At 63.5% G+C, this 26,334-nt stretch carries 24 protein-coding genes; 17 read left to right on the top strand and 7 right to left on the bottom strand.

From position 1 onward, the window contains the following. Positions 1-139 precede the first annotated feature (139 nt). Positions 140-2,017, top strand: a complete 1,878-nt coding sequence (locus J3P91_RS14775; RefSeq protein ID WP_434600854.1) for a feruloyl-CoA synthase — start codon at positions 140-142, stop codon at positions 2,015-2,017. Positions 2,018-2,165: 148 nt separating this feature from the next. After that, a complete protein-coding gene (locus J3P91_RS14770) occupies positions 2,166-2,879 on the top strand; it encodes a GntR family transcriptional regulator (RefSeq protein ID WP_434568324.1) in 714 nt (237 codons plus the stop codon). A gap of 139 nt (positions 2,880-3,018) precedes the next feature. Here the strand turns inward: J3P91_RS14770 and J3P91_RS14765 are convergent, their stop codons facing one another. The 3 genes from J3P91_RS14765 to J3P91_RS14755 form a co-directional block, all read right to left on the bottom strand. Then, entirely contained in the window at positions 3,019-3,969 is a 951-nt protein-coding gene (locus J3P91_RS14765) for a PDR/VanB family oxidoreductase (protein ID WP_434600853.1), read from the bottom strand. Continuing rightward, the gene (locus J3P91_RS14760; protein ID WP_434600852.1) at positions 3,966-5,051 is read right to left on the bottom strand and encodes a Rieske 2Fe-2S domain-containing protein; all 1,086 of its coding nucleotides are present in this window, start codon (positions 5,049-5,051) and stop codon (positions 3,966-3,968) included. The genes J3P91_RS14765 and J3P91_RS14760 overlap by 4 nt, the downstream gene beginning before the upstream one ends. A 127-nt stretch (positions 5,052-5,178) precedes the next feature. Then, positions 5,179-6,084, bottom strand: a complete 906-nt coding sequence (locus J3P91_RS14755) for a LysR substrate-binding domain-containing protein (RefSeq protein WP_434568327.1) — start codon at positions 6,082-6,084, stop codon at positions 5,179-5,181. 156 nt (positions 6,085-6,240) lie between these two features. On the opposite strand from J3P91_RS14755, the gene J3P91_RS14750 reads away from it, so the two are divergent. From J3P91_RS14750 to J3P91_RS14715, 8 genes are all read left to right on the top strand, one after another. After that, positions 6,241-7,365, top strand: a complete 1,125-nt coding sequence (locus J3P91_RS14750; RefSeq protein ID WP_434600851.1) for an NAD(P)/FAD-dependent oxidoreductase — start codon at positions 6,241-6,243, stop codon at positions 7,363-7,365. Further along, positions 7,355-7,684, top strand: a complete 330-nt coding sequence (locus J3P91_RS14745; protein ID WP_434600850.1) for a (2Fe-2S)-binding protein — start codon at positions 7,355-7,357, stop codon at positions 7,682-7,684. Before J3P91_RS14750 ends, J3P91_RS14745 begins: the two co-directional genes overlap by 11 nt. Beyond that, complete coding sequence (locus J3P91_RS14740; RefSeq protein WP_434600849.1) at positions 7,677-9,050, top strand: FAD-dependent oxidoreductase; 1,374 nt, start codon at positions 7,677-7,679, stop codon at positions 9,048-9,050. The genes J3P91_RS14745 and J3P91_RS14740 overlap by 8 nt, the downstream gene beginning before the upstream one ends. Continuing rightward, positions 9,047-9,397: a RidA family protein gene (locus J3P91_RS14735; protein WP_434600848.1), complete on the top strand. Its 351-nt coding sequence runs from the start codon at positions 9,047-9,049 to the stop codon at positions 9,395-9,397. The genes J3P91_RS14740 and J3P91_RS14735 overlap by 4 nt, the downstream gene beginning before the upstream one ends. 141 nt (positions 9,398-9,538) lie before the next feature. After that, positions 9,539-10,321, top strand: a complete 783-nt coding sequence (locus J3P91_RS14730; RefSeq protein ID WP_434600847.1) for an ABC transporter substrate-binding protein — start codon at positions 9,539-9,541, stop codon at positions 10,319-10,321. A 67-nt stretch (positions 10,322-10,388) separates the two neighbouring features. Beyond that, positions 10,389-10,814: a GlcG/HbpS family heme-binding protein gene (locus J3P91_RS14725; RefSeq protein WP_434600846.1), complete on the top strand. Its 426-nt coding sequence runs from the start codon at positions 10,389-10,391 to the stop codon at positions 10,812-10,814. A 320-nt stretch (positions 10,815-11,134) separates the two neighbouring features. Next, positions 11,135-11,971: an AraC family transcriptional regulator gene (locus J3P91_RS14720; RefSeq protein WP_434600845.1), complete on the top strand. Its 837-nt coding sequence runs from the start codon at positions 11,135-11,137 to the stop codon at positions 11,969-11,971. A 53-nt stretch (positions 11,972-12,024) separates the two neighbouring features. Beyond that, positions 12,025-12,627, top strand: coding sequence for a LysE family translocator (locus J3P91_RS14715; RefSeq protein ID WP_181288800.1), 603 nt, complete (start codon positions 12,025-12,027; stop codon positions 12,625-12,627). Positions 12,628-12,633: 6 nt separating this feature from the next. Here the strand turns inward: J3P91_RS14715 and J3P91_RS14710 are convergent, their stop codons facing one another. Both J3P91_RS14710 and J3P91_RS14705 read right to left on the bottom strand, forming a co-directional pair. Continuing rightward, complete coding sequence (locus J3P91_RS14710; RefSeq protein WP_434600844.1) at positions 12,634-13,593, bottom strand: class I SAM-dependent methyltransferase; 960 nt, start codon at positions 13,591-13,593, stop codon at positions 12,634-12,636. 135 nt (positions 13,594-13,728) lie between these two features. Continuing rightward, the gene (locus J3P91_RS14705; protein WP_434605147.1) at positions 13,729-14,409 is read right to left on the bottom strand and encodes a murein L,D-transpeptidase catalytic domain family protein; all 681 of its coding nucleotides are present in this window, start codon (positions 14,407-14,409) and stop codon (positions 13,729-13,731) included. Positions 14,410-14,571: 162 nt separating this feature from the next. Here J3P91_RS14705 and J3P91_RS14700 point away from each other — a divergent pair, with 162 nt between their 5' ends. Further along, on the top strand, positions 14,572-16,134 hold the full coding sequence (locus J3P91_RS14700) for a L,D-transpeptidase family protein (protein ID WP_434600843.1): 1,563 nt from the start codon (positions 14,572-14,574) through the stop codon (positions 16,132-16,134). On the opposite strand, the gene J3P91_RS14695 is transcribed toward J3P91_RS14700, so the two are convergent. Next, positions 16,135-16,767, bottom strand: coding sequence for an NAD(P)H-dependent oxidoreductase (locus tag J3P91_RS14695; RefSeq protein WP_434600842.1), 633 nt, complete (start codon positions 16,765-16,767; stop codon positions 16,135-16,137). 86 nt (positions 16,768-16,853) lie between these two features. On the opposite strand from J3P91_RS14695, the gene J3P91_RS14690 reads away from it, so the two are divergent. The 3 genes from J3P91_RS14690 to J3P91_RS14680 all read left to right on the top strand — a co-directional run bounded on the left by J3P91_RS14690 (position 16,854) and on the right by J3P91_RS14680 (position 21,135). Beyond that, a complete protein-coding gene (locus J3P91_RS14690) occupies positions 16,854-17,483 on the top strand; it encodes a TetR/AcrR family transcriptional regulator (protein WP_434600841.1) in 630 nt (209 codons plus the stop codon). Between the two features lie 494 nt (positions 17,484-17,977). Continuing rightward, positions 17,978-19,504 carry an alpha-amylase family glycosyl hydrolase gene (locus J3P91_RS14685; RefSeq protein WP_434600840.1) on the top strand — a complete coding sequence of 509 codons (1,527 nt, stop codon included), beginning with the start codon at positions 17,978-17,980 and terminating at the stop codon, positions 19,502-19,504. Between the two features lie 23 nt (positions 19,505-19,527). After that, complete coding sequence (locus J3P91_RS14680) at positions 19,528-21,135, top strand: alpha-amylase family protein (protein WP_434600839.1); 1,608 nt, start codon at positions 19,528-19,530, stop codon at positions 21,133-21,135. On the opposite strand, the gene J3P91_RS14675 is transcribed toward J3P91_RS14680, so the two are convergent. Then, the gene (locus J3P91_RS14675; protein WP_434600838.1) at positions 21,124-22,107 is read right to left on the bottom strand and encodes an SDR family oxidoreductase; all 984 of its coding nucleotides are present in this window, start codon (positions 22,105-22,107) and stop codon (positions 21,124-21,126) included. The genes J3P91_RS14680 and J3P91_RS14675 overlap by 12 nt on opposite strands. A gap of 565 nt (positions 22,108-22,672) precedes the next feature. On the opposite strand from J3P91_RS14675, the gene nirB reads away from it, so the two are divergent. The 3 genes from nirB to J3P91_RS14660 all read left to right on the top strand — a co-directional run bounded on the left by nirB (position 22,673) and on the right by J3P91_RS14660 (position 26,237). Then, the gene (gene nirB / locus J3P91_RS14670; RefSeq protein ID WP_434600837.1) at positions 22,673-25,234 is read left to right on the top strand and encodes a nitrite reductase large subunit NirB; all 2,562 of its coding nucleotides are present in this window, start codon (positions 22,673-22,675) and stop codon (positions 25,232-25,234) included. Further along, positions 25,234-25,605, top strand: a complete 372-nt coding sequence (nirD, locus tag J3P91_RS14665) for a nitrite reductase small subunit NirD (RefSeq protein WP_434600836.1) — start codon at positions 25,234-25,236, stop codon at positions 25,603-25,605. Before nirB ends, nirD begins: the two co-directional genes overlap by 1 nt. 191 nt (positions 25,606-25,796) lie before the next feature. Then, positions 25,797-26,237: a CBS domain-containing protein gene (locus tag J3P91_RS14660; protein ID WP_434600835.1), complete on the top strand. Its 441-nt coding sequence runs from the start codon at positions 25,797-25,799 to the stop codon at positions 26,235-26,237. Positions 26,238-26,334: the final 97 nt, after the last annotated feature.

The following is a 26,334-nucleotide window of genomic DNA, read 5'->3' as shown; positions in this document are numbered from 1 at the left end:
CGTCGCATCGCCGGCGATGGGCCGCCCGAGCCATCGTCCGATGCACGCCAGACATGACAATCACAAGGCCGCAGCCAGACGCTGCCACGCTCCGCTCGCGTCAAGCGACCCGAGTGTGCCTTGATGGAGGAGATGCACCGTGAGTTCCGAGTTCAGATCATCCTCCCGGCCCGAACCTGCGCGCTATCGCCAGGTGTCGATCGGGCATCCAGCCGTTGAAGTGAAGGAAGAGCAGGGCATCCTGCACATGCGCTCCCTTGAGCCCTTGGCGGCGTTGCCGTCGCGCCTGCTTGATCGCCTGGTGCACTGGGCCCGGGTGCGACCGGACCAGACGTTCATTGCCGCTCGCGAAAACCAGGGCGATTGGCGTCACGTCAGCTATGCCGAAATGCTCGACAGCGTGCGGGCCATTGCCCAAGGCCTGCTTCGTTATGGCCTGTCGGCCGAAAAACCCCTGGCGCTGCTCTCGGGTAACGACATCGAGCATTTGCAAATGGCCCTGGGCGCGATGTACGCCGGGATTCCCTATTGCCCGGTGTCGCCGGCCTATTCGTTGCTGTCCCAGGATTTCGCCAAGCTGCGGCACGTCTGCGACCTGTTGCAGCCGGGGCTGGTATTTGTCAGCGAGGCCGCGCCGTTCGAGCGCGCGATCAATGCGGTATTGCCTATGGATGTCCCCCTGGTCAGCGTGCGCGGAGAAATACCCGGCCGCGCCAGGACAAGCTTCGCCAGCCTGCTGGCGCAGCCGGGCGGCAGCGAGGCCGAGCGGGCCTTCACCGCCACCGGTCCGGACAGCATCGCCAAGTTCCTGTTCACCTCCGGCTCCACCAAGCTGCCGAAGGCGGTGATCACCACCCAACGCATGCTTTGCGCCAACCAGCAGATGCTCTTGCAGACCTTCCCGGTGTTTGGCGAGGAACCACCGGTGCTGGTGGATTGGCTGCCCTGGAACCATACGTTTGGTGGCAGCCATAACGTCGGCATCGTGCTGTACAACGGCGGCACCTTCTATCTGGACGATGGCAAGCCCACCGTCCAGGGCTTCGCCGAAACCTTGCGCAATCTCAAGGAAATTTCCCCAACCGCCTACCTGACCGTGCCCAAGGGCTGGGAAGAATTGGTCAGCGCGCTGGAACAGGACGCCGAGTTGCGCGAGCGCTTCTTCAAACGCATCAGCCTGTTCTTCTTCGCCGCGGCGGGGCTTTCGCAAAGCACCTGGGATCGCCTCGACAAGGTGGCCGAGCAGCATTGCGGCGAGCGCATCCGCATGATGGCCGGCCTGGGCATGACCGAAGCGTCGCCGTCCTGCACCTTCACCACCGGGCCGCTGTCCATGGCCGGCTACATCGGCTTGCCGGCGCCAGGTTGCGAAGTGCGGATGGTGCCGGTGGACGGCAAGTTCGAAGGGCGCTTTCGCGGACCGCACATCATGCCCGGCTACTGGCGCTCGCCGCAGCAGACCGCCGAGGTGTTCGACGAGGCCGGTTTCTATTGTTCGGGCGACGCCATCAAGCTCGCCGATCCCGCCAACCCGCAGTTGGGGCTGATGTTCGACGGGCGTATCGCCGAAGACTTCAAATTGTCCTCCGGCGTGTTCGTCAGCGTCGGGCCGTTGCGCAACCGCGCGGTGCTGGAGGGCACGCCGTACGTCCAGGACCTCGTGGTGACGGCGCCGGACCGCCCGCACCTGGGCGCGCTGGTATTCCCGCGCCTGCATGACTGCCGGCGCCTCTCGGGCCTGTCGCAGGACGCCAGCGACGCCGAGGTCCTGGCCAGCCCGCCGGTGCGCCAGTGGTTTGCCGACTGGTTGCAACGCCTGAACCGCGAAGCCAACGGCAATGCCAGTCGTGTGGAGTGGATCGCACTGCTCGACGAACCCGCTTCCATCGACCGTGGCGAAATCACCGACAAGGGCTCGATCAACCAGCGCGCCGTGTTGCAGTGGCGCGCGGCGAAGGTCGAGGCACTGTATCGGGGAGAAGACCCAACGGTCCTGCGCGCCGGACCTGCCGGCTGACACAGCCTCTGTGGGAGCGAGCCTGCTCGCGAATGCGGTGTATCAGCGAGAATTGGATATTGCTGAACCACCGCTTTCGCGAGCAGGCTCGCTCCCACATTTGATTGCAATTACTATGGCGGCTCTCTCTTCTCTGGATATCACCTGAATGAGTAAGCCCGGCCAAACGGTGCTGGTTGCGTTGCGTCGGATGATCGCCTCCGGCGAGCTGGCGGCCGGCGAGCGGCTGATGGAAATTCCAACGGCGCAACTGTTCGGCGTCTCGCGGATGCCGGTGCGCATGGCGTTTCGCACCCTGGAGCAGGAAGGGCTGCTGGTGCGTTTTGGCGGGCGGGGTTTCCAGGTGCGCTCGGTCAGCGCCGAGGAGATTGCCGGGGCGGTGGAAGTGCGTGGGGTGCTGGAGGGCCTGGCCGCCCGGCAAACCGCCGAACGCGGCTTGTCCGAGGAGGCTCGCCGGGCGCTTGAGCAGTGCCTGGTCGACGGCGATGAACTGTTCGCCAAAGGTTATGTGACCGAAGAGGACCTGGAGGTCTATCACGACCTCAACATGCGTTTTCACCAGGTAATCGTCGAGGGCAGCCACAACCCGGCCATCGCCGACGCCCTGGCGCGCAACGATCACCTGCCGTTCGCCTCGGTCACGGCCCTGGCGGTCGATCGCCAGAACATGGCCGGCGAATACCGGCGCTTCAACTATGCCCACATGCAGCATCATTCGGTGTTCGATGCGCTGGTCAATCGCCAGGGCGCCCGGGCCGAGGCGATCATGCGCGAGCACGCCAACGCGACCCTGCGCTACGCCGAGGTGTTTGGCTCGACGCTGGCGGATGAGCGGATGAAGGTGATCCTTAAAACTGAATGAACCTCTACTGTGGGAGCGAGCTTGCTCGCGATAGCGGTCGTTCAGCATCATTAATATTGCCTGACACACCGCTATCGCGAGCAAGCTCGCTCCCACAGGGTATTAGGGTGTTTTAGAGACCCCCGCATAGGATTGGTACTCAGAGATCCAGCACCAACAACGGCGTCCTCGACCTCGAACAGCACGGCGTGAACTGGTCGTTGCAGGCTTGCTCGGCTTCGGTCAGGAACATGTCCCGATGGTCCGGCACGCCTTCCAGCACGCGGGTCAGGCAGGTGCCGCAGACGCCTTGCTCGCAGGAAATCGGAACCTCGATGCCATGGCTTTCCAACACCTGGACCACGCTGCGGTCCGCCGGCACCTCGAAAACCTGACCGCTGCTGGCAAGCTTCACCGAGAAGCGGCCATCGGCCGTGGTGTCGATCGGCGCCGCGGCGAAGTATTCCCGGTGCAGATTGGGTTCCTGCCAGCCCTGGGCCTCGGCGGTGTCGAGGATGTGCTGCATGAACCCGCCGGGACCACAGACATACAGGTGCAGGTCGGCGCTGGGCGAAGCCAGTACCCGAACGGCATCCAGTGCCGTGGCGGGTTCTTCATCGAAATGCAGGAATACCCGGTCGGCGTAAGGCGACTGCTCCAGGCGTTCGATAAAAGCGGCGCGGTCCCGGGACCGGGCACAGTAGTGCAATGCGAACGCAGCGCCGCTCTGGGCCAGGTGCTCGGCCATGCACAGGATCGGCGTGATGCCGATGCCGCCGGCAAACAGCAGGCTGCCCTGGGCCGCAGGGGCCAGGGCAAACAGGTTGCGCGGTTCGCTGATCAGCAGCCGCGCGCCCGGCTGGATCTGTTCATGCAGGCTGCGTGAGCCACCTCGTGACGAGGGGTCCCTCAGCACGCCGATGAGGTAGCGATGCCGTTCTTCCGGGTGATTGCACAGCGAGTACTGGCGAACCAGCCCATCGGGCAAATGCACGTCGATATGGGCGCCGGCGGTAAACGCCGGCAGTGGCTGACCGTCGATGCTGGTCAGCTCGTAGCTGCAGATGTCCGGGGTTTCAATAGTGCGTGCCGCGACCTGGACTTCGATCATGGCCGTTGCTCCGCGTGTTGCGGCTGCTGGGTACTGGCGATCAGGGCGGCCTGTTGCTCACGCTCGCGGGCGATCCAGCGTTCCAGTACCCGACGCGACTGCACGCCGCCGGCATCAATGTTGAGCTTGAGCAGATTGCGTTGCGGATGGTCCAGCAGGTTGCGCTGCTGGCGTTCGAGCATCTCCAGGTCTTCGCTGAAGATCTTGCCCTGGCCCTCGCGAATACTCGCGGTCAGCGCTTCGTCCTGAGGCTGGAAGTGGCGGGCCATGCCCCAGAAGTACCAGATGGAGGTCTCGGTTTCCGGCGTGATGAAATCAACGACGATGCTCGACGCCTTGTGTTGCGGCGCGGCGTGATAGCCACCGTGGCCGGCATGGGCCACGCCGACTTCGATCATTACGTGGCTGGGCGGGGTGAATCGGCAGATCTGCCAGCGATCCACCGGCACGTCGTCGGCCAGGTTGTTGCCGCGCAACGCCATGCGCCAGAAGGGCGGAGCCATGATGTTTTCCATGTGGCGGGCAGTGACTACCTCGTCGCCTTCGACCGTGGTCACTGGCGGTGCCTCGTCGATTTCCTTCTGGCCGATGCTCGAGGCATGCACGTAGGTTTCGTGGGTCAAATCCATCAGGTTGTCGATCATCAGGCGATAGTCGCAGTGGATATGGAAGAGCCCGCCGCCATACGCCCATTCCTGGTTCTCCGCCCATTCCAGAGGATGGATCAGCGAGGGATCGGCCAATGCCTGTTCACCCGGCCAGACCCAGATAAACCCGTAGCGCTCCTGCACGGCAAAGGTCTTGTTGCAAGGAAATCCCCGAACCCGTTGCCCGGGCATCTCGACAGTCTTGCCGTCGTCCCCCATGACCAGCCCATGGTAGCCACACACCAGGTTGCCATTCTCGACATAACCGAGCGAGAGCGGTGCGCCTCGATGGGGACAGAAGTCCTCGACGGCGGCGACTTTGCCGGCTTGCCCGCGGTAGAAAACCATTTTCTCGCCACAGATCTGCCGACCCAGCGGCTTGTCGGCAATCTCGTCCGGGGTGCAGGCAACGTACCAGGCGTTCTTGGGGTACATGAGAGGGATCTCCAGGCTGGTTTTGTTATTATCAGTGGATCCATTAACTCTCTTAACTAATTTGCTTGTCAACGATTTTGGTGGCTGTGCAGATGATCGGTGTTTCTCAATGGATCCATTGCTCGCTTTAAAACCGATAGGCCGCCGGCACTTGCGCCTCGATGAATCGCTGCATGTGTTCGAGGAAGCGCGCCTGCAGTTTCGACAGCGGTCCATGGATTGGCAGCAGCATGCTGAAGTCCATTTCGATCGCCGGTTCGAAGGCCCGGAAGACGATGCCGTTGCCGCGGTATTCAACGGCACTGATGGCGTCCACCAGGGCGACGCCCAGGCCTTGCTCAACAAAAGTGCACATCGGCTGGGACAATTGGGTTTCCAGGCGCAGCTCACGCTCGACGCCGTGAGCGGCGAAAATCGCGTCGATGTGTTGTCGGGAGCCGATGGATTGCGGATAGGAAATGAACCGTTCGCCCTGCAGGTCTTCCGGCTTGATGGACGTGCGGTCCTGGAGCCGATGGCCGGCGGGCAGGGCGCAGAGCATGCGCGTAGCCAGCAACTTTTCGGCACGGGGACTCGGGTAGGTATTGGGCAGGACGATCAGGCCCAGGTCACAGCGCTGGCCTACCACCAGGTCAACGACTTCCCGCGAGGAATGCACCACCAGCGAGATCTGCACCTGCTCATGCTCGGCCATGAACGCGGCAATCGCCCGCGGCAGGAACGACAAGCCCATGGCCGGCGCGCAGGCAATGTGCAGCGAACCGCGCTTGAGATTGCGGATGTCCTGGGCCGTGCGCGCGATCCGCTCCACCCCCAGCAGCGAGCGCTGCACCTCCTGATACAGCGTCATGGCCTCGGCGGTCGGTTGCAGCCGGCCCTTGATACGGTCGAACAGGCTGAAGCCGATGTCTTCTTCCAGGCTGGCAATCAGCCGGGTCGCGGCGGGTTGCGAGATGTGCAGCATTTCGGCGGCGCGGGTCACCGTCTGGCCGAGGATCACCGCGCGAAACGCTTCCAGCTGGCGGAGGTTCATAAGGATGCTCACCCATAACAAAAAGACATGAGCTATCAAAAATAAAGCATTTTTAATGAGCGTGGCAGCGTCCTAGGATCGATCGCATGAACTCGCCCGGCCATGAATCGGCGCTTCGCCGTACTTCAAGGCCTTTGGAACAGCGATATAGCCATCATGCAAAAAACTGATGTGATCATCGTAGGTGGCGGCCTGGTGGGTATGTCCATTGCCTATGGCCTGGCCCTGCTCGGCCGCCAGGTGAGCGTGCTCGACGAGGGCGACGACGCGATTCGCGCCGCCCGTGGCAACTTCGGTTTGCTCTGGGTCCAGGGCAAGGGCTACGGAATGAGCCCGTATGCACAATGGACCCGTGATTCGGTGGCGCTATGGCCGCGCTTCGCCGAAGCGCTGCAAGCCGACACGGGTATCGATATCCATCTGCGCCAGCAGGGCGGTTTCCAGTTGTGCCTGAGCGATGCGGAAATGACCGAGGAGGCCGCGCGCCTGGCCTGGCTGCGCGAGGTCCTCGACGGTGATTATCCCTATGAGCTGCTGGACAGAGCACAACTGCGCGGCCGTCTGCCGGGTATCGGCCCCGACGTGGTGGGCGGCTGTTTCTCGCCCATGGATGGTCACGTCAACCCACTCAAGCTGTTGCGTTCGCTGCATGCGGCCTGCAAAGCGCGTGGCGTGACGTTGATCAATGGTCGCCGCGTCGAGGCCATCGAACCGCACGCCACGGGTTTGCAACTGCGCGCCGCCGATCAGCGCTGGTCTGCCGCGCAGGTTGTCCTGGCCGCGGGCCTGGGCAATCGGGCATTGGGCGAAAGGGTCGGATTGGACGTGCCCGTGCAGCCCAATCGCGGGCAGATCCTGGTGACCGAAAGACTCAAGCCGTTCCTCCATTACCCCACGACGTATGTGCGCCAGACCGACGAGGGCACCGTGCAACTGGGCGATTCCCATGAGTCGGCCGGCTTCGACGACAGCACCGGCAGCCAGGTCATGGCCGCGATCGCCCGACGCGCCGTGCAGTGTTTCCCACTGCTGGGTGACGTACGCCTGGTGCGGGCCTGGGGCGCGTTGCGGGTGATGAGCGCCGACGGGTTTCCGATTTACGAAATGCCCCAGGGCTGCCCGGGCCTGACGGTCGTCAGTTGCCACAGCGGCGTGACCTTGGCCGCTGTTCACGCCCTGCGCCTGGCCCCGTGGATTGCCGGCGAGTTCGATGACCCAGCCGTCAAGCCATTCGGCCTGCAGCGCTTCAATTCGCCAACCGAGGTGCGTCATGTCGGCTGAAAGCCTGTTCCGGCCTTTGGCCGTCTCGCAGAACCAGGTACTGATCGAGTTCGACGGCAAGCCCTTGAGCGTGCCGGGTGATGTCTGCCTTGCGGCGGCGCTGCTCGCCAGCGGAGTCCGGCATAGCCGTGAAAGCGCTGTCAGCGGCAGGCCCGCTGCGCCGTACTGCCTGATGGGCGTGTGCTTCGAATGCCTGGTGCAAGTGGACGGCCAGGCCAACGTCCAGTCGTGCCTGGTGGCGGTGCGCCCGGGCATGCGTGTGCAACGCCAACGCGGCGCCGTCAGCCTGGCGCCGAACGAGGAGGGGACCGATGAGTAACGCCGTGATCGACTTGATCATCATCGGTGCCGGACCGGCCGGCATGAGCGCCGCCATCGAGGCCAGGGACCATGGATTGTCGGTCGTGGTGCTGGATGAGCAGGCCAGTCCTGGCGGGCAGATTTATCGCCAAGTGCTTCAAGCCGATGCCCGCAGCCGCGCGGTGCTGGGCGAAGACTACAGCGCCGGTGCGCAGCTGGCGGCGGATTTTCTCCGATGCGGGGCTCGTTACCTGCCCAACGCGGCGATCTGGCAAGTCACCCCCCAGCGTGAGGTGCACTACCTGATCGACGGCTGCGCAGAGGTTTTGCGCGGGCGCCATCTGCTGATCGCCACGGGCGCCTTCGAACGGCCGATGCCAATTCCCGGCTGGACCTTGCCTGGGGTCATGACGGCCGGTGCGGGGCAGATCCTGCTCAAGAGCGCGGCGCTGGTACCGGCGGGGCCGGTGGTCCTGGCGGGTTGCGGTCCGCTGTTGTACCTGCTGGCGGCACAGTACCTGCGCGCCGGCATTGCCGTCGAGGCGCTGGTCGATACCAGCCATCGTCGCGAGCTGCTGCGGGCCTGGCGACTGATTCCCGGTGCGTTGCGCGGCTGGCGCGACTTGTTCAAGGGCGTGGGGTTGCTGGCCGAGTTGAAGCGTGGCGGCATCCGCCATTATCGCGGTGCCGGCAACCTGCGTGTCGAGGGTGAGGATTGCGCCAATGCACTGGGCTTCGACAGTGGAGGCCAGCACGTGCGCGTGCCCGCCGGATTGATTTTATTGCACCAGGGCGTGGTGCCGCACACGCAGATCAGTTGGTCGTTGCGCCTGGAGCATGACTGGAGCGAGGCGCAACTGTGCTGGATTCCACGGCGCGATGGCTTTGGCCAAACCAGTGCGCCGGGCATTTTCATCGCCGGTGACGGCGCTGCCATTGGCGGCGCGCAGGTGGCGCGGCTGGAAGGGCGACTCGCTGCGATGGCGATTGCCGGTGTGTCTCGGGGAGCACGCAGCCTTGAGAAAGGCCTGCGTCGTGCTCGTGCTGCGCGGCCCTTGATCGATGCGTTGTATCGCCCCCCGGCAGAAAGTTGCGTCCCACCCGACGATGTCATCGTGTGTCGCTGCGAAGAAGTCACGGCTGGCGCTATCCGCCGCTACGTCGACCTCGGCTGCCTGGGTCCCAACCAGACCAAAGCCTTCAGCCGTTGCGGCATGGGCCCGTGCCAAGGGCGCCAATGCGGCTTGAGCGTCACCCAGATCATCGCCGCCCAGCGCCGCGTGTCGCCCGCTGAAGTCGGTTACTACCGCATCCGTCCCCCCCTCAAACCCATCACGCTGGCCCAACTGGCCGGCGAACGTCACTGCGTCGAGGAACCGTCATGACCATTCAACGTATCGAAAGCAACCCGCGCCTGAGCCGCAGCGTCGTGCACAACGGCGTGGCCTGGCTCAGCGGCATTGTCGCCGCCGATTGCAACCAGGACATCCAGGGCCAGACCCGCCAGGTGCTGCAGCGGATCGACGAATTGCTCGCCGCGTCGGGCAGCGACAAGCGCCGGCTGCTCAGCGTGCAGATCTGGATGAAAGACATGGGCCGCGATTTCGCTGCGATGAACGCGATCTGGAGCGACTGGGTCGACGCCGCGCATACCCCGGCGCGAGCCACCGCACAGGTGGCGTTTGATGACCCGCAGATCCTGCTGGAACTGATCGTCACCGCGGCAGTGTAGGACCGCCGGACACTGCTGTGCCGCTATCGGGCAAGACCACCGCCAGAGTGGTCGCCCGCGCTTGTTCAGATTGCTGCTGCCATAACGGACGACTTCCCGTGGAGCGTCCGAAATCAATAACATCGCATCCGGAGCTAATGAATGAACGTTAAACGCATTGCACTCAAGCTGGGCTTCGTCTCGCTGCTGGCATTTGGCGCCAATCTGCACGCCGCCGAAACCTCGCTGCGCATCGGCATCGAGGCGGCATACCCACCCTTCGCCTCGAAAACCCCGGACAACGCCATCGTCGGCTTCGACTATGACATCGGCCAGGCCCTGTGCGCCGAAATGAAGGTTCGCTGCGACTGGATAGAACAGGAATTCGACGGCTTGATCCCGGCACTCAAGGTGAAAAAAGTCGACGCGGTGATTTCTTCCATGTCGATCACCCCGGAGCGGATGAAGTCGGTGGATTTCACCGACCGTTATTATCGGATTCCGGCGCGGCTGGTGTTTCGCAAGGGCAGTGGCATCCAGGATATTCCCGCGCAGCTCAAAGGCAAGCGGATCGGCGTGCAACGGGCAACCAACTTCGATCGTTACGTTACCGACAAATTTGCCCCGGCCGGGGCCGAAGTGATCCGTTATGGCTCGCAAAACGAAGTCTTCCTCGACCTGCTGGGCGGACGCCTGGACGCCACGATGGCCAGTTCGGTGGCCATCGACGAAAGCCTGCTCAAGCGCCCTGAAGGCAAGGATTTCGAATTTGTTGGCCCAAACTTCGTCGAAGAACAATACTTCGGCACGGGCATTGGAATCGCCGTGCGCAAGAATGATCCGCTGGCGGGCCGTTTCAACCAGGCGCTGGCGACCCTTCGCGCCAACGGCACCTACGAGCGGATTCGCCAGAAGTACTTCGATTTTGATATCTATGGCGAATGACCGTCGCCGTGTCCATCGCCCGCAGCTTCGGCTGACGGGCCTCACGCTGCACAGCATGGAGTGATTCATGAAAACCAAAGCGGTACTCACCGAACAGGACGTTGCCCAGTTGCTGGTAGCAGCCAAAGAGCTGGCCCACCAGCGTCAATGGGCCGTATCGGTCTGCGTGGTAGACGATGGCGGGCACCCCTTGGGGCTGCTGCGCCTGGACGGGGCCTCGCCCTTGTCAGCCTACATCGCCACCGAAAAAGCCCGCACCGCCGCCATGGGCCGGCGGGACAGCAAGGTTTTTGAAGACATGATCAATGGTGGCCGCATCGCCTTCCTCAGCGCGCCGCACTTGCAAGGCATGCTCGAGGGTGGCGTGGCGATCCGTCACGACGGTCAGTGCATCGGTGCCATCGGCGTGTCCGGGGTCAAGGCCGAGGAAGATGCGGAGCTGGCGCGATTGGCGGTGGAGACGGTGTTGCCGGTGATCACGCCGGATGCCTGAGGGCCAGCGCGAACCCTGTGGGAGCGAGCTTGCTCGCGATGGCGTCGGCACTCTCGACATCAATGCAAGCTGATCCACCGCATCGCGAGCAAGCTCGCTCCCACATTGGATCTCCGTTAGCCCGCTAGCTATTGTGGGAGCGAGCCTGCTCGCGAAGAGGCCAGTACATCCGGCATCTTCATCGACTGATACACCGCCTTCGCGAGCAGGCTCGCTCCCACAGGAGGAACACAATGCCGGAGTGAAACTGCACAAATCTTCCAGACCACCCCATCCAAGTTGTTTAATCTTAGCCAGCCGATACATAAACGAGACAGCCCATGACAGCGCGCAACTGGATCGATCTCAAGCAGGACGCCACGTCCGGCATCGAGACCGTGCGCGCGCATTTCGAAGGGCATGCCTACGATCCGCATTGGCATGATGCGTACCTGGTGGGCGTGACGGAGCAGGGCGTGCAACAGTTCCATTGCCGTCGGCAGCAACACAACAGCACGCCGGGCAAAGTGTTCCTGCTCGAACCCGGCGAACTGCATGACGGTAACGCGCCGCACGAAAACGGTTTTACCTATCGCACCCTGTACCTGGAACCGCAATGGCTGGAGCGCGAACTGCGCTCGTTGTTCGAGGATGCGCCAGACAACGCGCAACTGGGCTTTGCCACCACCCTGAATGATGACGCGCGTCTGGCGAGCGCCACCGCCACGGCTTTCCATAGCCTGCATGAGCAAGACATTCTGATCGTCCGCCAGACCGCCCTCGACGCGCTGCTGGCGAACCTCACCCAGCACTTGCACTGGCGCGCGCGGATCAATCCCGACCCGCGCCTGCCGCTGGTTGCGCAACAGGCCCGCGACTACTTGCACAGCCACTTGAGCGAAGACGTCGGCCTCGACGACTTGGCGCGGGCCACCGGTGTCGACCGTTTTCGCCTGAGCCGTGCATTCAAGGCCGCTTTCGGCCTGGCGCCCCATGCCTACCTGATCCAGCTGCGCCTGGCCCGCGCGCGGCGGTTGCTGGCCCGTGGCGAAAGCGCCGTGGTGGTGGCCGCCATGCTTGGCTTCGCCGACCAGAGTCACTTGGGCCGCTGGTTCCAGCGCGCCTATCGCATGAGCCCGGCGGACTACCGCAAGCGCTGCTCAATTGTTCCAGACTGACCACGCCGGCATCGGGATGATCAACCCTACGATCATTCACCGAGAAGTTGCTCATGGACCAGTTGCTGCCGTTTGCCTTGTTTGCCTTTGTCGCCTCCATCACCCCTGGCCCGACCAATATCCTGGTGTTGAGCCACAGTTCTCGCTTTGGCCTGACGACCACCTGGCCGATCATCCTCGGCGCCTGTGCTGCCGCCGCGTTGCTGGTATTGGTGGTCGGCACCGGCTTGGGCGACGTGCTGGCCCGACACGCGACAATCCAGACCGTGTTGTCCTGGGCCGGCATCGCCTGGCTGAGCTGGATGGCCTGGCAGATTTTCAGCGCCCCCGCCGAGGCCATTGACCCCGACAAACCCGTGGAAGGCCCCCGGCTGGGCCTGGCGGGCGCCGCCGGGTTGCAACTGGTGAACCCGAAGACCTGGATGATGGCGTTGGCGGTGGTCAGTGTATTCGCCGGCGCCGAGGCAGACCGTACCGTGCGCGTGCTCTGGCTGTCCCTGGCGTTTTTTGCGATATCCATTCCTTGCATGACGGCCTGGGCCTACCTGGGGCGCGGGGCCGCAAGGTTCTGCCGTTCCGCCGTGGCGATGGGGCGCTTCAACCGCGTCATGGCGGTGTTGCTACTGGTGTCGGCGTGGCTGACGTTGGTGGTGTAGTTGCGGCTATACCTGTGAGCTGGCCGGATCGTCGCGTGTGAACACCAAGGCCTTGAGGCCGCAGGCCGGGTCAGCGTCGGGAAACTCCGGCGGATTTGCCAATCGCTGTTCGAATCGCAGGCCCGGTGCTTCACGCATGACGCCATCAATGAGGAAATCCGGACCCGTCGCCGGGTCGTTGCTACAGGCCAGTACCACGCCAGGGGCAGTCAGCAGCTCCGGCAGGCGACGCAGGACACGCTGGTAATCCTTGGTCAAAAGGAAGCTGCCTTTCTGGAACGTCGGCGGGTCGATGATGACCAGGTCGTAGGGGCCGCTGTTGATCACCTTGCCCCACGACTTGAACAGGTCGTGGCCAAGGAAACTCACCTGGCCCAGGTTGTGGCCGTTCAACCGGTGGTTGTCGCGACCACGGCTTAAAGCCGCACGGGACATGTCCAGGTTGACCACGTGTTGCGCGCCGCCGGCGATCGCCGCCACCGAAAAACCGCAGGTGTAGGCGAACAGGTTCAGCACGCGCTTGCCACGGGCATGGGCGCGCACCCACTCGCGCCCGTAGCGCATGTCGAGGAACAGGCCGTTGTTCTGCTTCTTGCCGAGGTCTATCCGGTAGCGCAGGCCGCCTTCGGTCAGGGTCCACTCATCGATCGGCTCGCCCTCCAGCCACTGGGTAAAGCTATCGGACAGGTATCGATGCTGCAAGGCCAGCGTATGGGCGGCGCTGCGCAGCCAGGCCGGCGAGGCGACAAGGTCGCGTAACATCGCGAGCAGATCGTCCAGTTGCGCCGGCTCGGGTTCCTTGAACAGCGAGACCAGGACCACGCCTTGCAGCCAATCTACGGTAATCTGTTCCAACCCCGCCCAGCAGCGTCCGCGCCCGTGGAACAGCCGACGGGTTTCGTCAGGCACCGACTCCAGCGCCGTCGATAAATGGCTCTGCAAGGTTTGGAGGGCTTCAGGGTTCATCAGAAAAAACGCCAGCAATTCGAAAGGCCGGCATTTTAACCACCAACCCAGCCGACGCAATCGCTGGCCAGGAGATTTGCACGATACCCGTGGCGAGGGAGCTTGCTCCCGCTCGGGCGCGCAGCGGCCGCTTTACTAGCCGCCGCGGGTCGACAGAATGCTCGCCACCTGCTGCGGCTGGCAATTGAGATAGGCCGAACGCTTGAGCCACGCCGGATCCGGGTACCAGGAAAACATGAATTGCCCGCCCTTGAGCTTGTCGATCACCTGGCGCGCTACTTGCGGGCGCACGGCCGGGCAGCCCTGGCTGCGGCCGATGCGGCCCTGGCGCACGCTCCAGAGCGGGTTCACGTAATCAGCGGCGTGGATGACGATCGCCCGGTCGCGCGCCTGGTCATTGAATCCGGGTTCCAGGCCGTCCATGCGCAGCGAGTAGCCGTGGGTGCCCTGGTAGCTTTCCTGGGTGCGGAACAGCCCCAGGCTGGATTGATAGCTGCCCAGTCGGTTGGAAAACTGGGTGGCGAAGTTTTCCCCGGATTTCTGCCCGTGGGCCACGAGATCACGCAGGACCAGCTTTTTCTGGCGCAGGTCGAAGATCCACAAGCGCCGGGCCGTCGAAGGTTGCGAATAATCGATCACCGCCAGGTGGCGAGCCTGTCGAGCGCCGTTGGCAACTGCGCACTGCATCGCACTCAGGGCACTTTTCAGCGCTTGGGGATTGAGTTCCGGCGCGGCGTGGGCGAGGCTGTTGTAAAGAGGCTGGGTGTTGAGTTTTTCGGCCAGCGCCGGGCTGCACAGGATGCCAAGACCGGTCACGACCAGGCAGAATCGGCGCAAGAAGGCCGATACAGGTGAAGGCAGCTTGCGGTGGCGTTCGTTTGCGGCATCCCGTCCGGTTTCGTTTGTCTGCATGATGGCGGGTCGTACCTGTCGCAAAATTCACCGTCAACGAGACGGCCATGGATTGGAGTAAAGCAGTTGTTCAAAAAGTCCGCATGTTACCTGAGCCTTTTATTGCTCGTTGCGCCATTGGTCGCCACGGCCGAGGACGGCGATCCGGCTCAGGCGCAAACCACACTGGCGCAACTGTCGGTCAATTGCCCCGAATTGGCCGGTGGCGTCGACTTTCCGACGGTCATGAGCCTGCAGGCCTTGTACCAGCAAAACGCAGGCCAGGCGATCTGGGCGGACGACGGGCGGTTACAGGCGTTGCAAGCCCAGCTACAGCAACTGGCCGATGACGGACTCGATCCGGCCCGCTACGACCTGCCGGGCGATGGCCGTTACGTCAACGTGGCCTGTACCGACATCGCCATCAGCCAGCGCTACCTGCAAGCGCTGCATGAGCTGCGTTTCGGCTACCTGCCGCAGAACCGCCTGGAGCCGATCTGGAAGGCCAATCCCCAGTTGCCGGACCGTCAGGCCATGGTGCTGCACTTCGCCGTCGCCGGCTTGCACGACCCCGCCGAGGCGTTCGAACAGGCGCGGCCGCCCTTGGACCTGTATCGCAACCTGCGCGAACTCTACGCCCGGCAACGCCAGCTACCACTGGCTGACTGGCAGTCAGTGCCGGCTGGCCCATTGCTGCAACCCGACAAACGTGACGCCCGCGTGCCCGCACTGGCCCGGCGCCTGTTCAACGAAGGCTACCTGAGCGTGCCTCCGCTGGAAGCCGATGAGCACTACAGCCCGAGCCTGGTGGAGGCGATGAAAAGCTTCCAGCTCCACCATTCACTGCAAGCCGATGGGGTAGTGGGGCCGTGGACGGTTACCGAGCTGAACATCAGCCCGGCCATGCGCCGCGAGCAATTGCGGATCAACCTGGAGCGCATGCGCTGGCTGGCTCAGGATCTGGAGCCCGACAGCGTGCTGGTCAACGTGGCGGCGGCGCAGCTGACGGTCTACCAGGCTGGCGCCCCGGTATGGCAGACCCGGACCCAGGTTGGCCGCGCCGAACGCCAGACACCGCTGATCAAGTCGCGTATCACCCGACTGACGCTGAACCCGACGTGGACTATTCCGCCGACGATCATGCGCGAGGACAAACTGCCCGAGATCCGCCGCGACCCGGAGTTTCTCACCCGGCACAACCTCAAGGTGATCGATCGGGATGGATTGCCCCTGGCGGTGGAAAATATCGACTGGGATCACCCTGGCAATCTAATGCTGCGCCAGGATGCCGGTGCGAAAAATCCCTTGGGCAAACTGGTAGTCCGCTTTCCCAATCCGTTCTCGGTGTACCTGCATGACACCCCCAGCCAGGCGCTGTTCAGCAAGGGCCCACGGGCGTTCAGTTCGGGCTGCGTGCGCATCGAGCAAGTCATGCACCTGCGCGATCTGCTGGTGACCCCGGCCGAACGCACGCGCACCGACACCTTGCTGGCAAGCGAGTTGACCCATGAATTCAGGCTGGCCAAGCCGATGCCGATCCTGCTTGGATACTGGACAGTGCAAGCGGACAGCCAGGGGCGGGCGGTGTATATCCCGGATATCTATCAGCGCGATGTGCCCCTGTCTGCCGCCGACCGTCGAGCACTCTGATCATGCACACGCGGCGTTGGCTTCTACGGGTGTGGTCTGCTCGATGGCCGAGAACACCCGCTGGCCAAGGGCTCGGGCCTTCTGCAGATGCACGTTCGGATCAAGGGTTTCCGAATCCAGCAAGCGTTCGGAGCTCACCACGCGGGCACCGCAGTAGCCGAAGATGCCGTGGTCGATCTGCGTGACCATAGCCTGGTCGTAGCCGTGGCGTTGAAAACTGTCGGCGTCGGCTCCACCGAGGGCGACCAGATGGACCCGCAGTTGCTGCAGTTTTTGCACAAAGAACTCGTCGAGCTTGAAGTCGAACGCCCAGCCATTGGAGAACACCCGGTCAATCCAGCCCTTGAGCAGCGCCGGCATCGACCACCAGTAGATCGGGTAGACCAGCACCAGGGCGTCGGCCCGTTCGATCCTGGCCTGCTCGGCCAGCACGTCGGCAGGCGGCAAGGCCTCACGGTGGTGGACGGCATGGTCGGCGAAGCCGAAGCGCGGGTCGAAGCCTTCGGCGGCCAGGTCGGCGATTTCGAAGGTATCGCTGGGATTGGCCTGGAGAATTCCATTGCCAATGGCCTGGGCAAGCGCATGGGTCAGGGAGCGGGGGTCATGGTGAGCAACGACGATAAGGGCGTGCATGGCGAATCTCCTTCTGGCATTACCCGAGGTCAAGCGAGTATGCTGGGTTAAGTTACGGTTAGTAAGTTACGGTTGGTAAAGTTAACATGTCAAGCACAGATGAAAATGCACCGCCCATTGCCGCGCCTCGTCGCCGACTTTCCCGCGCCGATCGGCAACGGCAATTGCTGGATGTCGCCTGGCGCCTGGTTCGGGAGGAGGGCAGCGAAGCGTTGACCCTGGCCCGGCTGGCCGACCAGGCAGGCGTCACCAAGCCCATCGTCTACGACCATTTCATTACCCGATCCGGGCTGCTGGCGGCGCTCTACCAGGATTTCGATGCTCGCCAGACGGCGCTCATGGATGCTGCACTCGACGCCAGCGAGCCCACGTTGCAGAGTCGTTCACGGGTGATTGCCGAAGCGTTCGTCGAATGTGTCCTGCTTCAGGGCCGGGAGATTCCGGGCGTCAGTGCGGCGCTCTCCAGTTCACCTGAACTGGAGAGCATCAAAAGGGAGTATGAAAGGCTGTTCCTGGATAAATGCCGGGCGGTGCTGGAGCCGTTCGCCGATAACCGGGGCCTGTCCCAAGCGAGCCTGCGCGCGATGCTGGGTGCGGCGGAGGCGTTGTCCGATGCGGCGGCCAACGGGGAAATCAGTGCAGAGGAGGCCAAGGGAGAGCTGTTCATCAGCATCGTGGCGATGGTCAACCGGGCCGCTGGCATCGCCTCCAACTGATCGGGCGATTCGCGAGCAGGCTCGCTCCCACATGGGCGGGCCGATCCTGAGGCAGGGACATCGGTCTGACTTGATATTTGTCGCGCCGGAGCAGGTTAGCGTGGCGAGGGAGCTTGCTCCCGCTGGCCTGCGAAGCGGGCCCCAGCAACCTTTCAGGCAGACTGTATCCGCCGGTTTGCGACTGCTGCGCAGCCGAGCGGGAGCAAGCTCCCTCGCCACGGGTTCTGAGTTGGTCAGGCTGACGCTTTCGCGAGCAGGCTCGCTCCCACAATGGACCTTTGTGAACCCTGTCCCCTGTGGGAGCGAGCTTGCTCCGGGCGGCGATCCGACGATGACGGCGGCACATCAAACATCTCTTCCGCTGATTCACTCCCCATCAAGAAAAAACGAACCCCAAGCGCCTTTTCCGGTTCTTAACTGATGTCCCCTGTCGACAGGGGCATCAGGCGGGGCTGCGGTCTTGCCCACCACACACTGCGATCAGAGGAGGCGACATGCCCAACTCCTTCCCTTCGCCCTGGTGGAAGAACGCCGTGATCTACCAGGTTTACCCTCGCTCCTTTGCCGATGCCAACGGCGATGGCATCGGCGATCTTCCCGGTTTGACAGCGCGCCTGGACCATCTACAACGCCTTGGCATCGATGCGTTGTGGCTCTCGCCAGTGTTTCGCTCGCCCATGTGCGACGCAGGCTACGACATCTGCGACTACACCGACGTCGATCCGCTGTTCGGCAACCTGGCCGACCTCGATGCGTTGATCGCCAAGGCCCACGAACGGGGCTTGAAAGTGCTGCTCGACTTCGTGCCCAACCACACCTCCGACCAGCACCCCTGGTTCGTCGAATCGCGCTCCAGCCGCGACAACCCCAAGCGCGACTGGTACATCTGGCGTGACCAGCCGAACAACTGGCGAGCCTCGATTGACGGCGGCAGCGCCTGGACCTGGGACGAAACCAGCCAGCAGTACTACCTGCATTTCTTCCTGCCCGAACAGCCGGACCTGAACTGGCACAACCCGCACGTCGTGGCAGCCATGCATCAAGTGCTGCACTTCTGGCTCGAGCGTGGCGTCGATGGGTTTCGCGTCGACGTGGTGCATTGCGTCGGCAAGGACCAGAGCTTTGCCGATGACCCGCGCTGCATGGCCGGTGAAGCCATGGTCAAGATCAACGATCAGCCCTACAGCCATGAAGTGCTCCGCGGGCTGCGGCGCCTGGTCGACAGCTACCCCGGTGAGCGGGTGCTGATCGGCGAGGTCAACATCCGTTCCACGGCCCAGGTGGCGGCCTATTACGGCGCCAGTGACGAACTGCACATGTCGTTCAACTTCCCGCCGCTGGATGCACCGTGGGACCCGGTGGTGTTCCGTATGTGCGTACGCGAGGTGGAAAACGACCTCGGCCCGTTGCAGGCCTGGCCGACCTGGGTGCTGTCCAACCATGACAACAGCCGCCACCGCAGTCGCTACGGCGGCTCATTGCGCCGGGCGCGGGCCGCGGCGGTGATGCTGCTGACGCTGCGCGGCACGCCGTTCATCTATCAGGGCGAGGAGCTGGGCCTGGAGGATACGCAAGTGACCGCCCAGACCCGCGTCGACCCCGGCGGACGGGACGGCAGCCGGGCGCCGATCCCCTGGACGGAACAGGCGCCTCACGGTTGGTCGGGTCGGGCGCCATGGCTGCCTTTCGCTGCGGATGCCGGCCGGTTGTCCGTGGAGACCCAAGAGCGCGACGCCGATTCCGTGCTGGCGCTTTACCGGCGGCTGCTGACGTGTCGGCACAATAGCCTGGCGCTGCGCCTGGGCGGCTGGGAGGAACTGCCCTCGCACCCGCAGGTGCTGGCTTATCGTCGCTCTTGCGAGGGCGACGAACGCCTGGTCTGCATCAATTTTGCCGACAGCGAGCACACCTTTCCGCTGGCCGACCCCTGGCGAGTTGAAATCGCCAGCGATGGCGCGGATGAAGGCCAGCCGTTCAGCGGGCGTCTGGCTGCCGAACAGGCCCTGATCCTGTGTCGATAACCTCTGTCGATAAGGAGTGACCGATGAAAGCCAACTGGCACCGAAATACCTTGATCTACCAGATCGACCCCTCGCTGTTCTACGACAGCAACGGCGATGGCCGTGGCGACCTGAAGGGCATCATTCGTCAGCTCGATTATCTGCAAGCGCTGGGCGTCGGCGCACTCTGGCTGATGCCTTTGTACCGGTCTCCGTTCAAGGATGCCGGTTACGACGTCAGCGATTTCATGGCGCTGGACCCGCGCTTTGGCAGCGAAGAGGACTTGCGCCAGTTGATCGTCCAGGCCGGGGAGCGTGGCATCCGGGTCATCCTCGAACTGGTGGTGCAGCACACCAGCGATCAGCATCCCTGGTTCCTGCGGGCGCGGCGCGACAAGGACAGTGTCTACCGGGACTATTACCTGTGGTCCGACACGCCGGTGGACGACGGCAATCAGCCTATCTTCCCGTCGGTGGAAGACAGCATCTGGCAGTGGGACGAACAGGCCGGGCAGTACTTTCGGCATCTGTTCTATCGCCATGAGCCGGACCTCAATCTGGCGAACCCGCGGGTGGTCGAAGAGATCGAGCGGATCATGGATCACTGGCTCGAACTGGGGATCGCCGGTTTTCGTCTCGATGCCGCTTCGCACCTGGTGGAGCAGGCCGGTGGCGGCGATGAAGAGCAGGGCGTGTGGTTATTGGAACGGCTGTTCAAGCACATGACCCGCATCAACCCGGAAGGCGTGCTGATGGGCGAAGTGGATGTCGAGCCCGAGCGCTACAGCCATTACTTCGGCACCGGCGAACGCCTGGGCCTGGTGCTGGATTTCTGGGTCAATAATCATCTGTTCCTGGCCTTGGCCCGAGGCGAAGCCGAGCCTCTGCAACGGGCCATTGCCCGCCGCCCGGCACCGCCTGACGGCGCCAATTATGCGGTGTGGCTGCGCAACCATGACGAGCTCGACCTCGAACGCTTGACCGAGCAGGAGCGTGAGGAGGTGATGCAGGCCTTCGCCCCGGACCAGAACATGCGCCTGTATGGCCGCGGCATCCGCCGGCGCCTGGCGCCGATGCTCGACGGTGATGTGCATCGCCAGGCGCTGGCCCAGGCGCTGCTGCTGTCACTGCCCGGGACACCCATCGTGCGCTACGGCGAAGAAATCGGCATGGGCGATGACCTGTCCCGTCCCGAACGCCTGTCGGTGCGCACGCCCATGCAATGGAGCGATGAAGCCAACGCCGGCTTTTCAACCGCCCAGCGCCTCGCCGCGCCGGTGATCGATGAAGGACCGTTTGCCTACACGCAGTTGAACGTCGAGGGCCAACAGGACGATCCCGATTCGCTGCTGGCTCGGACTCGCCGGCTGCTGCTGGCCCGCAGGCGCTTGCGCGAGGTTGGCGACGGCAAGGCGCAACTGCTGACGGTCGACCATCGTGCAGTCTTCGCCATCGCCCATGAGTGCGAAGCGACCTCGGTGATGCTGGCGAACCTCAGCCCCAAGACAGTCACTGTGCAGTTGCGGGAAGTGGATTTGCAGGGGTTCGAGGAAGTCCTTTCGGACCGCCCGTATCCGGCCTCGACCGCAGCCAGCCTGAAATTGCATGGATACGGTTACCGCTGGTTCCGGCGCACCGGCTCAAAACAGTAGCAGCACCACAGCCAGCAACCCACCGGTGGCCAGCAGCAACGCGGACACCTGGGTCGAGCTGAAAGCCAGCGCTGAATCCTTCGAGCGGCCATTGAACCGCCCGCGGGTACGATGCAAGGGCTCCTGCGGTTCGAACAGATTGTCCGGGCGCTGGCTGTCGTCGTCTTCGTCGGTCATTTGCCCGGCGTAAGCGCTGCGGGCCAACAGACGATCGAGCAGGCCCGGCATCAGGCAAGTGCCGACGATCGCCTTGAGCGAGGCCACGCCCAACCACAACTCCCGGGGAGTACGCTTCACCACGCTGAAAATCGCCCGGGCGGCAACGTCCGGGTCGTGGATCGGCGGCACCGGTTGCGGGCGCTTGCCGAGCTTGTTGCGGGCCCAATCGAACTGTGGCGTGTTGATCGCCGGCAATTGCACCATGCAGACCTTGATGTCGCTGTGTTCGTGGAGCAGTTCGCAGCGCAAGGAATCGGTGAAACCACGCACCGCGAACTTGGCCGCGCAATAGGCCGCCTGCAGCGGAATGGCCCGGTAGGCCAGCGCCGAGCCGACCTGGATGATCACCCCGCGATTGCGCCGCCCCATCAGGTCCAGCGCCGCGAGCGTGCCGTGCACCGTGCCCAGGTACGTGACCTTGGTGACCCGGTGGATTTCTTCAGCGGTCAACTGGCGGATTGGCGACAACACCGTGACCATTGCGCAATTGATCCAGACGCCGACCGGCCCCAGCTCGCGCTCCATCCGTTGCGCCGCCTCGAATACCGCATCGGCGTCCGCGACATCGACGCTGATCGCCAGGCTCGTCGCGCCCAGTTGCTTGAGTTCTTCTTGCGTCGCCGCCAACGCTTGTTCGCCCCGGGCCAATAGCCCGACGTGGTAGCCGGACGCGGCAAACCGCTGGGCGGTCGCGCGGCCGACGCCGGCAGTGGCGCCGCAGATCACAACGACAGGTGGGTTTCGCTCATCCATTGCGTTCATCCGATCAATTGCTGCGCCTGGGGCGCTTATGGTTTCGCTGGGAGGGCCAAAGGCAGGGTCTGGCGCCTGGCCCGGTTTCCATTAATTGTGAAAATCCGCGTCGGCGATGGTTCAGGATTTTTGCCGGCGGGCATCAAGACCTGCACTTTTATGAAGCCCGTGGCGGGGGATCGCACCATCGCAAGGCAATGAGTGGTGCTGTTGAGGCGGGACGGGGGCCGGTTGGCTTTAAGGGATTGATCTGGCCTCTTCGCGGGCAGGCCCGCTCCCACAGGGGACTTTGGGCGCATGCGAAGGGGTGGAGGGCGGGCAAAAATGAAGTCTGGCACGCTCGCTGCAAGAGGCTTGGCAGGCCCACCGCGAACACAATCGAGTGGGCAGCCCCGTCGGTCAACGAAGATCGAGTGCCAGCAGGCCGGGGGATATTACGGTAGGTCAGGGCGCAGTCGCCGGATCGATACCGCACAGAACAGGCAAAGACGCCTGGAACCGCAAGGTTTCAGGCGTCTTTTTTTTGCTTTCAAAAAACCGTGATGGGCTTTTGTCGGGTGCTTTTATGAATTCCAACGTTGCTTCCCTGAACAAGCTGCAAACGCTGATCGTGATCGGCAATGGCATGGTCGGCCATCACTGCGTCGAGCAACTGATCGAGCGCGGTGCCCTCAATCATTACCGCGTGCATGTGTTCAGCGAAGAGCCGATGCGTGCCTACGACCGTGTGCATTTGTCCGAGTATTTCTCGGGCCGCGATGCGGAGTCGCTGGCCCTGGGCGAAGCCTCGTTGTACCAGACGCCCGGCGTCACGCTGCACTTGGGCGTGCCGGTGCTGGAAATCGATCGCCAGGCGCGCCAGGTTGTCACCGCCACCGAGCGCCTCGGCTACGACAAGCTGGTGCTCGCCACCGGTTCGTACCCCTTCGTGCCGCCGATCCAAGGCGCCGAAGGTGATTCGTGCCTGGTCTACCGCACCCTTGAAGACCTCGACGCCATCCGCGCCGCCGCGAACAATGCCCGGCGTGGCGTGGTCGTCGGTGGTGGCCTGCTGGGCCTGGAAGCGGCCAATGCCCTCAAGACCCTTGGCCTGGAAGCTCACGTGGTGGAATTCGCCCCACGGCTGATGCCGGTGCAACTGGACGAGCAGGGCGGCCTGGCCCTCAAGGCGCGCATCGAAAAACTCGGTGTCGGCGTGCACCTGTCCAAGGGCACCCAATCCATCAGCGCCGGTGAGCAATACCGTTACCGGATGAACTTCGCCACCGATGACTTCCTGGAAACCGACCTGATCGTGTTTTCCGCCGGTATCCGCGCCCAGGATGCCCTGGCTCGCCAGTGCGACCTGCAGATCGGCCCGCGCGGTGGCGTGATGATTGACGACCATTGTCAGAGCAGCGACCCGGACATCTACGCCATTGGCGAATGCGCCGCCTGGAACGGCAGCATCTTCGGCCTGGTCGCGCCGGGCTACCAGATGGCCCGCAATGTCGCGGCGCGCCTGTGCGGCGAGGCTGGCGAGGCGTTCACCGGCGCAGACATGTCCACCAAGCTCAAACTGTTGGGCGTGGATGTCGGTTCCATCGGCGACGCCCATGGCAACACGCCGGGTGCGCGCAGCTTCCAATTTATCGACGAAACCAGCGCCAGCTATCGGCGCCTGGTAGTGGACGCCGACGGCAAGCGCGTGATCGGCGCGGTGCTGGTGGGCGACAACAGCTATTACGACACCCTGCTGCAATACATGCAGAACGGCATCGCCTTGCCCAAGGACGCCGCCAGCCTGATCCTGCCATCGTCCGAGGGCGCTCCGACACTGGGCCCGGCGGCGCTGCCCGAAGCGGCGACCATCTGCTCGTGCCACAACGTCACCAAGGGCTCGATCTGCGCGGCCATCGATGGCGGCTGCAGCGATCTCGGCCAGCTCAAGTGCGACACCAAGGCCGGTACCGGGTGCGGCGGCTGCGCGGCCCTGGTCAAGCAGGTATTCGAGCACGAGCTGATCGCTCGTGGCGTCAGCGTCGACAAGAGCCTGTGCGAACACTTCGCCTATACCCGCCAGGAGCTCTACGCACTGGTGCGGGTGGAAGGGATCATCAGTTTCGAAGAGCTGCTGGCCAAACACGGTCGCGGCCATACCGGTTGCGACCTGTGCAAGCCGGCGGTGGGTTCGATCCTGGCGTCGTGCTGGAACCAGCCGATCATGGACGCGCACCTGGTGCCGCTGCAGGACACCAACGATACCTTCATGGCGAATATGCAGAAAAACGGCACCTACTCGGTGGTGCCGCGCATCGCCGGTGGTGAGATCACCGCGGACAAATTGATCGCCATTGGCGTGGTCGCGAAGAAATATGACCTCTACACCAAGATCACTGGTGGCCAGCGCATCGACCTGTTCGGCGCGCAGTTGCACCAGTTGCCGGACATCTGGGCCGAGCTGATCGAAGCCGGTTTCGAGACCGGCCACGCCTACGGCAAATCGACGCGTACGGTGAAGTCCTGCGTCGGCAGCACCTGGTGCCGCTACGGCGTGCAGGACAGCGTGCAGATGGCCCTGACCATCGAGGACCGCTACAAGGGCCTGCGCTCGCCGCACAAGCTCAAGTTCGCGGTGTCCGGTTGCACCCGTGAATGCGCCGAGGCGCAGAGCAAGGACGTGGGTGTGATCGCCACGGAGAAGGGCTGGAACCTCTACGTGGCCGGCAACGGCGGCATGCGTCCACGCCACGCGGAGCTGTTCGCCACCGACTTGGATGACGCCACGCTGATCCGCTACATCGACCGGTTCCTGATGTTCTACATCCGCACCGCGGACAAGTTGCAACGCACCTCGGTCTGGCGCGAGAGCCTGGAAGGCGGTCTGGACTACCTCAAGGACGTGATCATCCACGACAGCCTGGGCCTGGGCGCCGAGCTCGAAGCGCAGATGCAACTGGTGGTCGACCGCTACGAGTGCGAATGGGCCAACGCTCTGAAGGATCCGGAAAAACTCAAGCGCTTCCGGACCTTCGTCAACGACAAGCGCGGCGATCCGGACGTCCACTTCGTCCGCGAACGCGGCCAGCGCCGGCCGGTGCATGCCGGCGAACTTCACCTGATTCCCGTCACCGAGGAGGTGCTCTGATGAGCCAGTCAAACGTCGTTCGTATCGCTCAAGAACCCGTCCAATGGCGCACCCTGTGCAGCCGCGAGGACCTGGTGCCCAATTCCGGCGTGGTTGCCTGGCATGACGGCCGCCAAGTGGCGCTGCTCTACCTGCCGGAGCATACAGACAAGCCGCTGTACGCCGTCGACAACCGCGACCCCAAGTCCGGCGCGAACGTCATCGGTCGTGGTCTGCTGGGCAGCATCAAGGGCGAACTGGTGATCGCCTCGCCGATGTACAAACAGCATTTCCGCCTGGAAGACGGCCATTGCCTGGAATACCCCGAACAGCGCCTTCGGGTCTGGCCGGTGCGGTTGAACGGGGATGTGGTGGAGATTGGCGCGGACTGACTCACTCCAGTGGATGAGTTGAAGGATGCATGAATACCTGTGGGAGCGAGCTTGCTCGCGATAGCGGTACGTCAATCACTATGGATGTGGCTGACCCGACGCTATCGCGAGCAAGCTCGCTCCCACACAGTAATTCGTTGACTGTCAGGCCTGGGTTCAAACATGCCTTTCGCTGAATGTGGGGATGGAAAATGAAAACCGCCGCCCAACTGGTAAAGCTCAAGAGTGTGCAGAACCGGCAGGTCCACAGCATCGCGCCGGACCAGACCGTGCTCGAAGCGCTGCAGATCATGGCCGATAGAAACGTCGGCGCGTTGCCGGTGATCGAGAACGGCCAGGTCATCGGCGTGTTCAGCGAGCGGGACTACGCGCGCAAGATGGTACTCAAGGGGCGTTCGTCAGTGGGCACCACGGTACGCACCATCATGAGCGCGCCGGTCATCACCGCCAGCAGCCAGCAGAGCATCGAACGCTGCATGGAAGTCATGACCGAGAGCCACCTGCGCCATCTGCCGGTGCTGGATGACGGCCAGTTGATCGGCCTGCTGTCCATCGGCGACCTGGTGAAGGAAGCGCTGGTCGAACAGGCGGACCTGATCCGCCAGCTGGAGCATTACATCCGCGGCCACTGAACCCACCCGTTGCAGGGAGGCACAGCTCTTGTGGCGAGGGAGCTTGCTCCCGCTGGGCTGCGTAGCGGCCCCAAAAATCTTACGGTCGCTGCGCACT

Source organism: Pseudomonas sp. Z4-7, from assembly GCF_051131965.1.
GTDB lineage: Bacteria > Pseudomonadota > Gammaproteobacteria > Pseudomonadales > Pseudomonadaceae > Aquipseudomonas.
This window is presented reverse-complemented; position numbering and strand designations above follow the sequence as displayed.

What these genes read in the sequence shown, in the direction of transcription:
- J3P91_RS14740 (WP_434600849.1), top strand. Translation starts at nt 7,677, where the DNA reads ATGAGTAACGCCGTGATCGACTTGATCATCATCGGTGCCGGACCGGCC.
- J3P91_RS14710 (WP_434600844.1), bottom strand. Translation starts at nt 13,593, where the DNA reads ATGAACCCTGAAGCCCTCCAAACCTTGCAGAGCCATTTATCGACGGCG.
- J3P91_RS14735 (WP_434600848.1), top strand. Translation starts at nt 9,047, where the DNA reads ATGACCATTCAACGTATCGAAAGCAACCCGCGCCTGAGCCGCAGCGTC.
- J3P91_RS14695 (WP_434600842.1), bottom strand. Translation starts at nt 16,767, where the DNA reads ATGCACGCCCTTATCGTCGTTGCTCACCATGACCCCCGCTCCCTGACC.
- J3P91_RS14720 (WP_434600845.1), top strand. Translation starts at nt 11,135, where the DNA reads ATGACAGCGCGCAACTGGATCGATCTCAAGCAGGACGCCACGTCCGGC.
- J3P91_RS14765 (WP_434600853.1), bottom strand. Translation starts at nt 3,969, where the DNA reads ATGATCGAAGTCCAGGTCGCGGCACGCACTATTGAAACCCCGGACATC.
- J3P91_RS14715 (WP_181288800.1), top strand. Translation starts at nt 12,025, where the DNA reads ATGGACCAGTTGCTGCCGTTTGCCTTGTTTGCCTTTGTCGCCTCCATC.
- J3P91_RS14745 (WP_434600850.1), top strand. Translation starts at nt 7,355, where the DNA reads ATGTCGGCTGAAAGCCTGTTCCGGCCTTTGGCCGTCTCGCAGAACCAG.
- J3P91_RS14690 (WP_434600841.1), top strand. Translation starts at nt 16,854, where the DNA reads ATGTCAAGCACAGATGAAAATGCACCGCCCATTGCCGCGCCTCGTCGC.
- J3P91_RS14730 (WP_434600847.1), top strand. Translation starts at nt 9,539, where the DNA reads ATGAACGTTAAACGCATTGCACTCAAGCTGGGCTTCGTCTCGCTGCTG.
- J3P91_RS14755 (WP_434568327.1), bottom strand. Translation starts at nt 6,084, where the DNA reads ATGAACCTCCGCCAGCTGGAAGCGTTTCGCGCGGTGATCCTCGGCCAG.
- J3P91_RS14760 (WP_434600852.1), bottom strand. Translation starts at nt 5,051, where the DNA reads ATGTACCCCAAGAACGCCTGGTACGTTGCCTGCACCCCGGACGAGATT.
- J3P91_RS14770 (WP_434568324.1), top strand. Translation starts at nt 2,166, where the DNA reads ATGAGTAAGCCCGGCCAAACGGTGCTGGTTGCGTTGCGTCGGATGATC.
- J3P91_RS14750 (WP_434600851.1), top strand. Translation starts at nt 6,241, where the DNA reads ATGCAAAAAACTGATGTGATCATCGTAGGTGGCGGCCTGGTGGGTATG.
- J3P91_RS14660 (WP_434600835.1), top strand. Translation starts at nt 25,797, where the DNA reads ATGAAAACCGCCGCCCAACTGGTAAAGCTCAAGAGTGTGCAGAACCGG.
- J3P91_RS14685 (WP_434600840.1), top strand. Translation starts at nt 17,978, where the DNA reads ATGCCCAACTCCTTCCCTTCGCCCTGGTGGAAGAACGCCGTGATCTAC.
- nirD (WP_434600836.1), top strand. Translation starts at nt 25,234, where the DNA reads ATGAGCCAGTCAAACGTCGTTCGTATCGCTCAAGAACCCGTCCAATGG.
- J3P91_RS14725 (WP_434600846.1), top strand. Translation starts at nt 10,389, where the DNA reads ATGAAAACCAAAGCGGTACTCACCGAACAGGACGTTGCCCAGTTGCTG.
- J3P91_RS14680 (WP_434600839.1), top strand. Translation starts at nt 19,528, where the DNA reads ATGAAAGCCAACTGGCACCGAAATACCTTGATCTACCAGATCGACCCC.
- nirB (WP_434600837.1), top strand. Translation starts at nt 22,673, where the DNA reads ATGAATTCCAACGTTGCTTCCCTGAACAAGCTGCAAACGCTGATCGTG.
- J3P91_RS14675 (WP_434600838.1), bottom strand. Translation starts at nt 22,107, where the DNA reads ATGGATGAGCGAAACCCACCTGTCGTTGTGATCTGCGGCGCCACTGCC.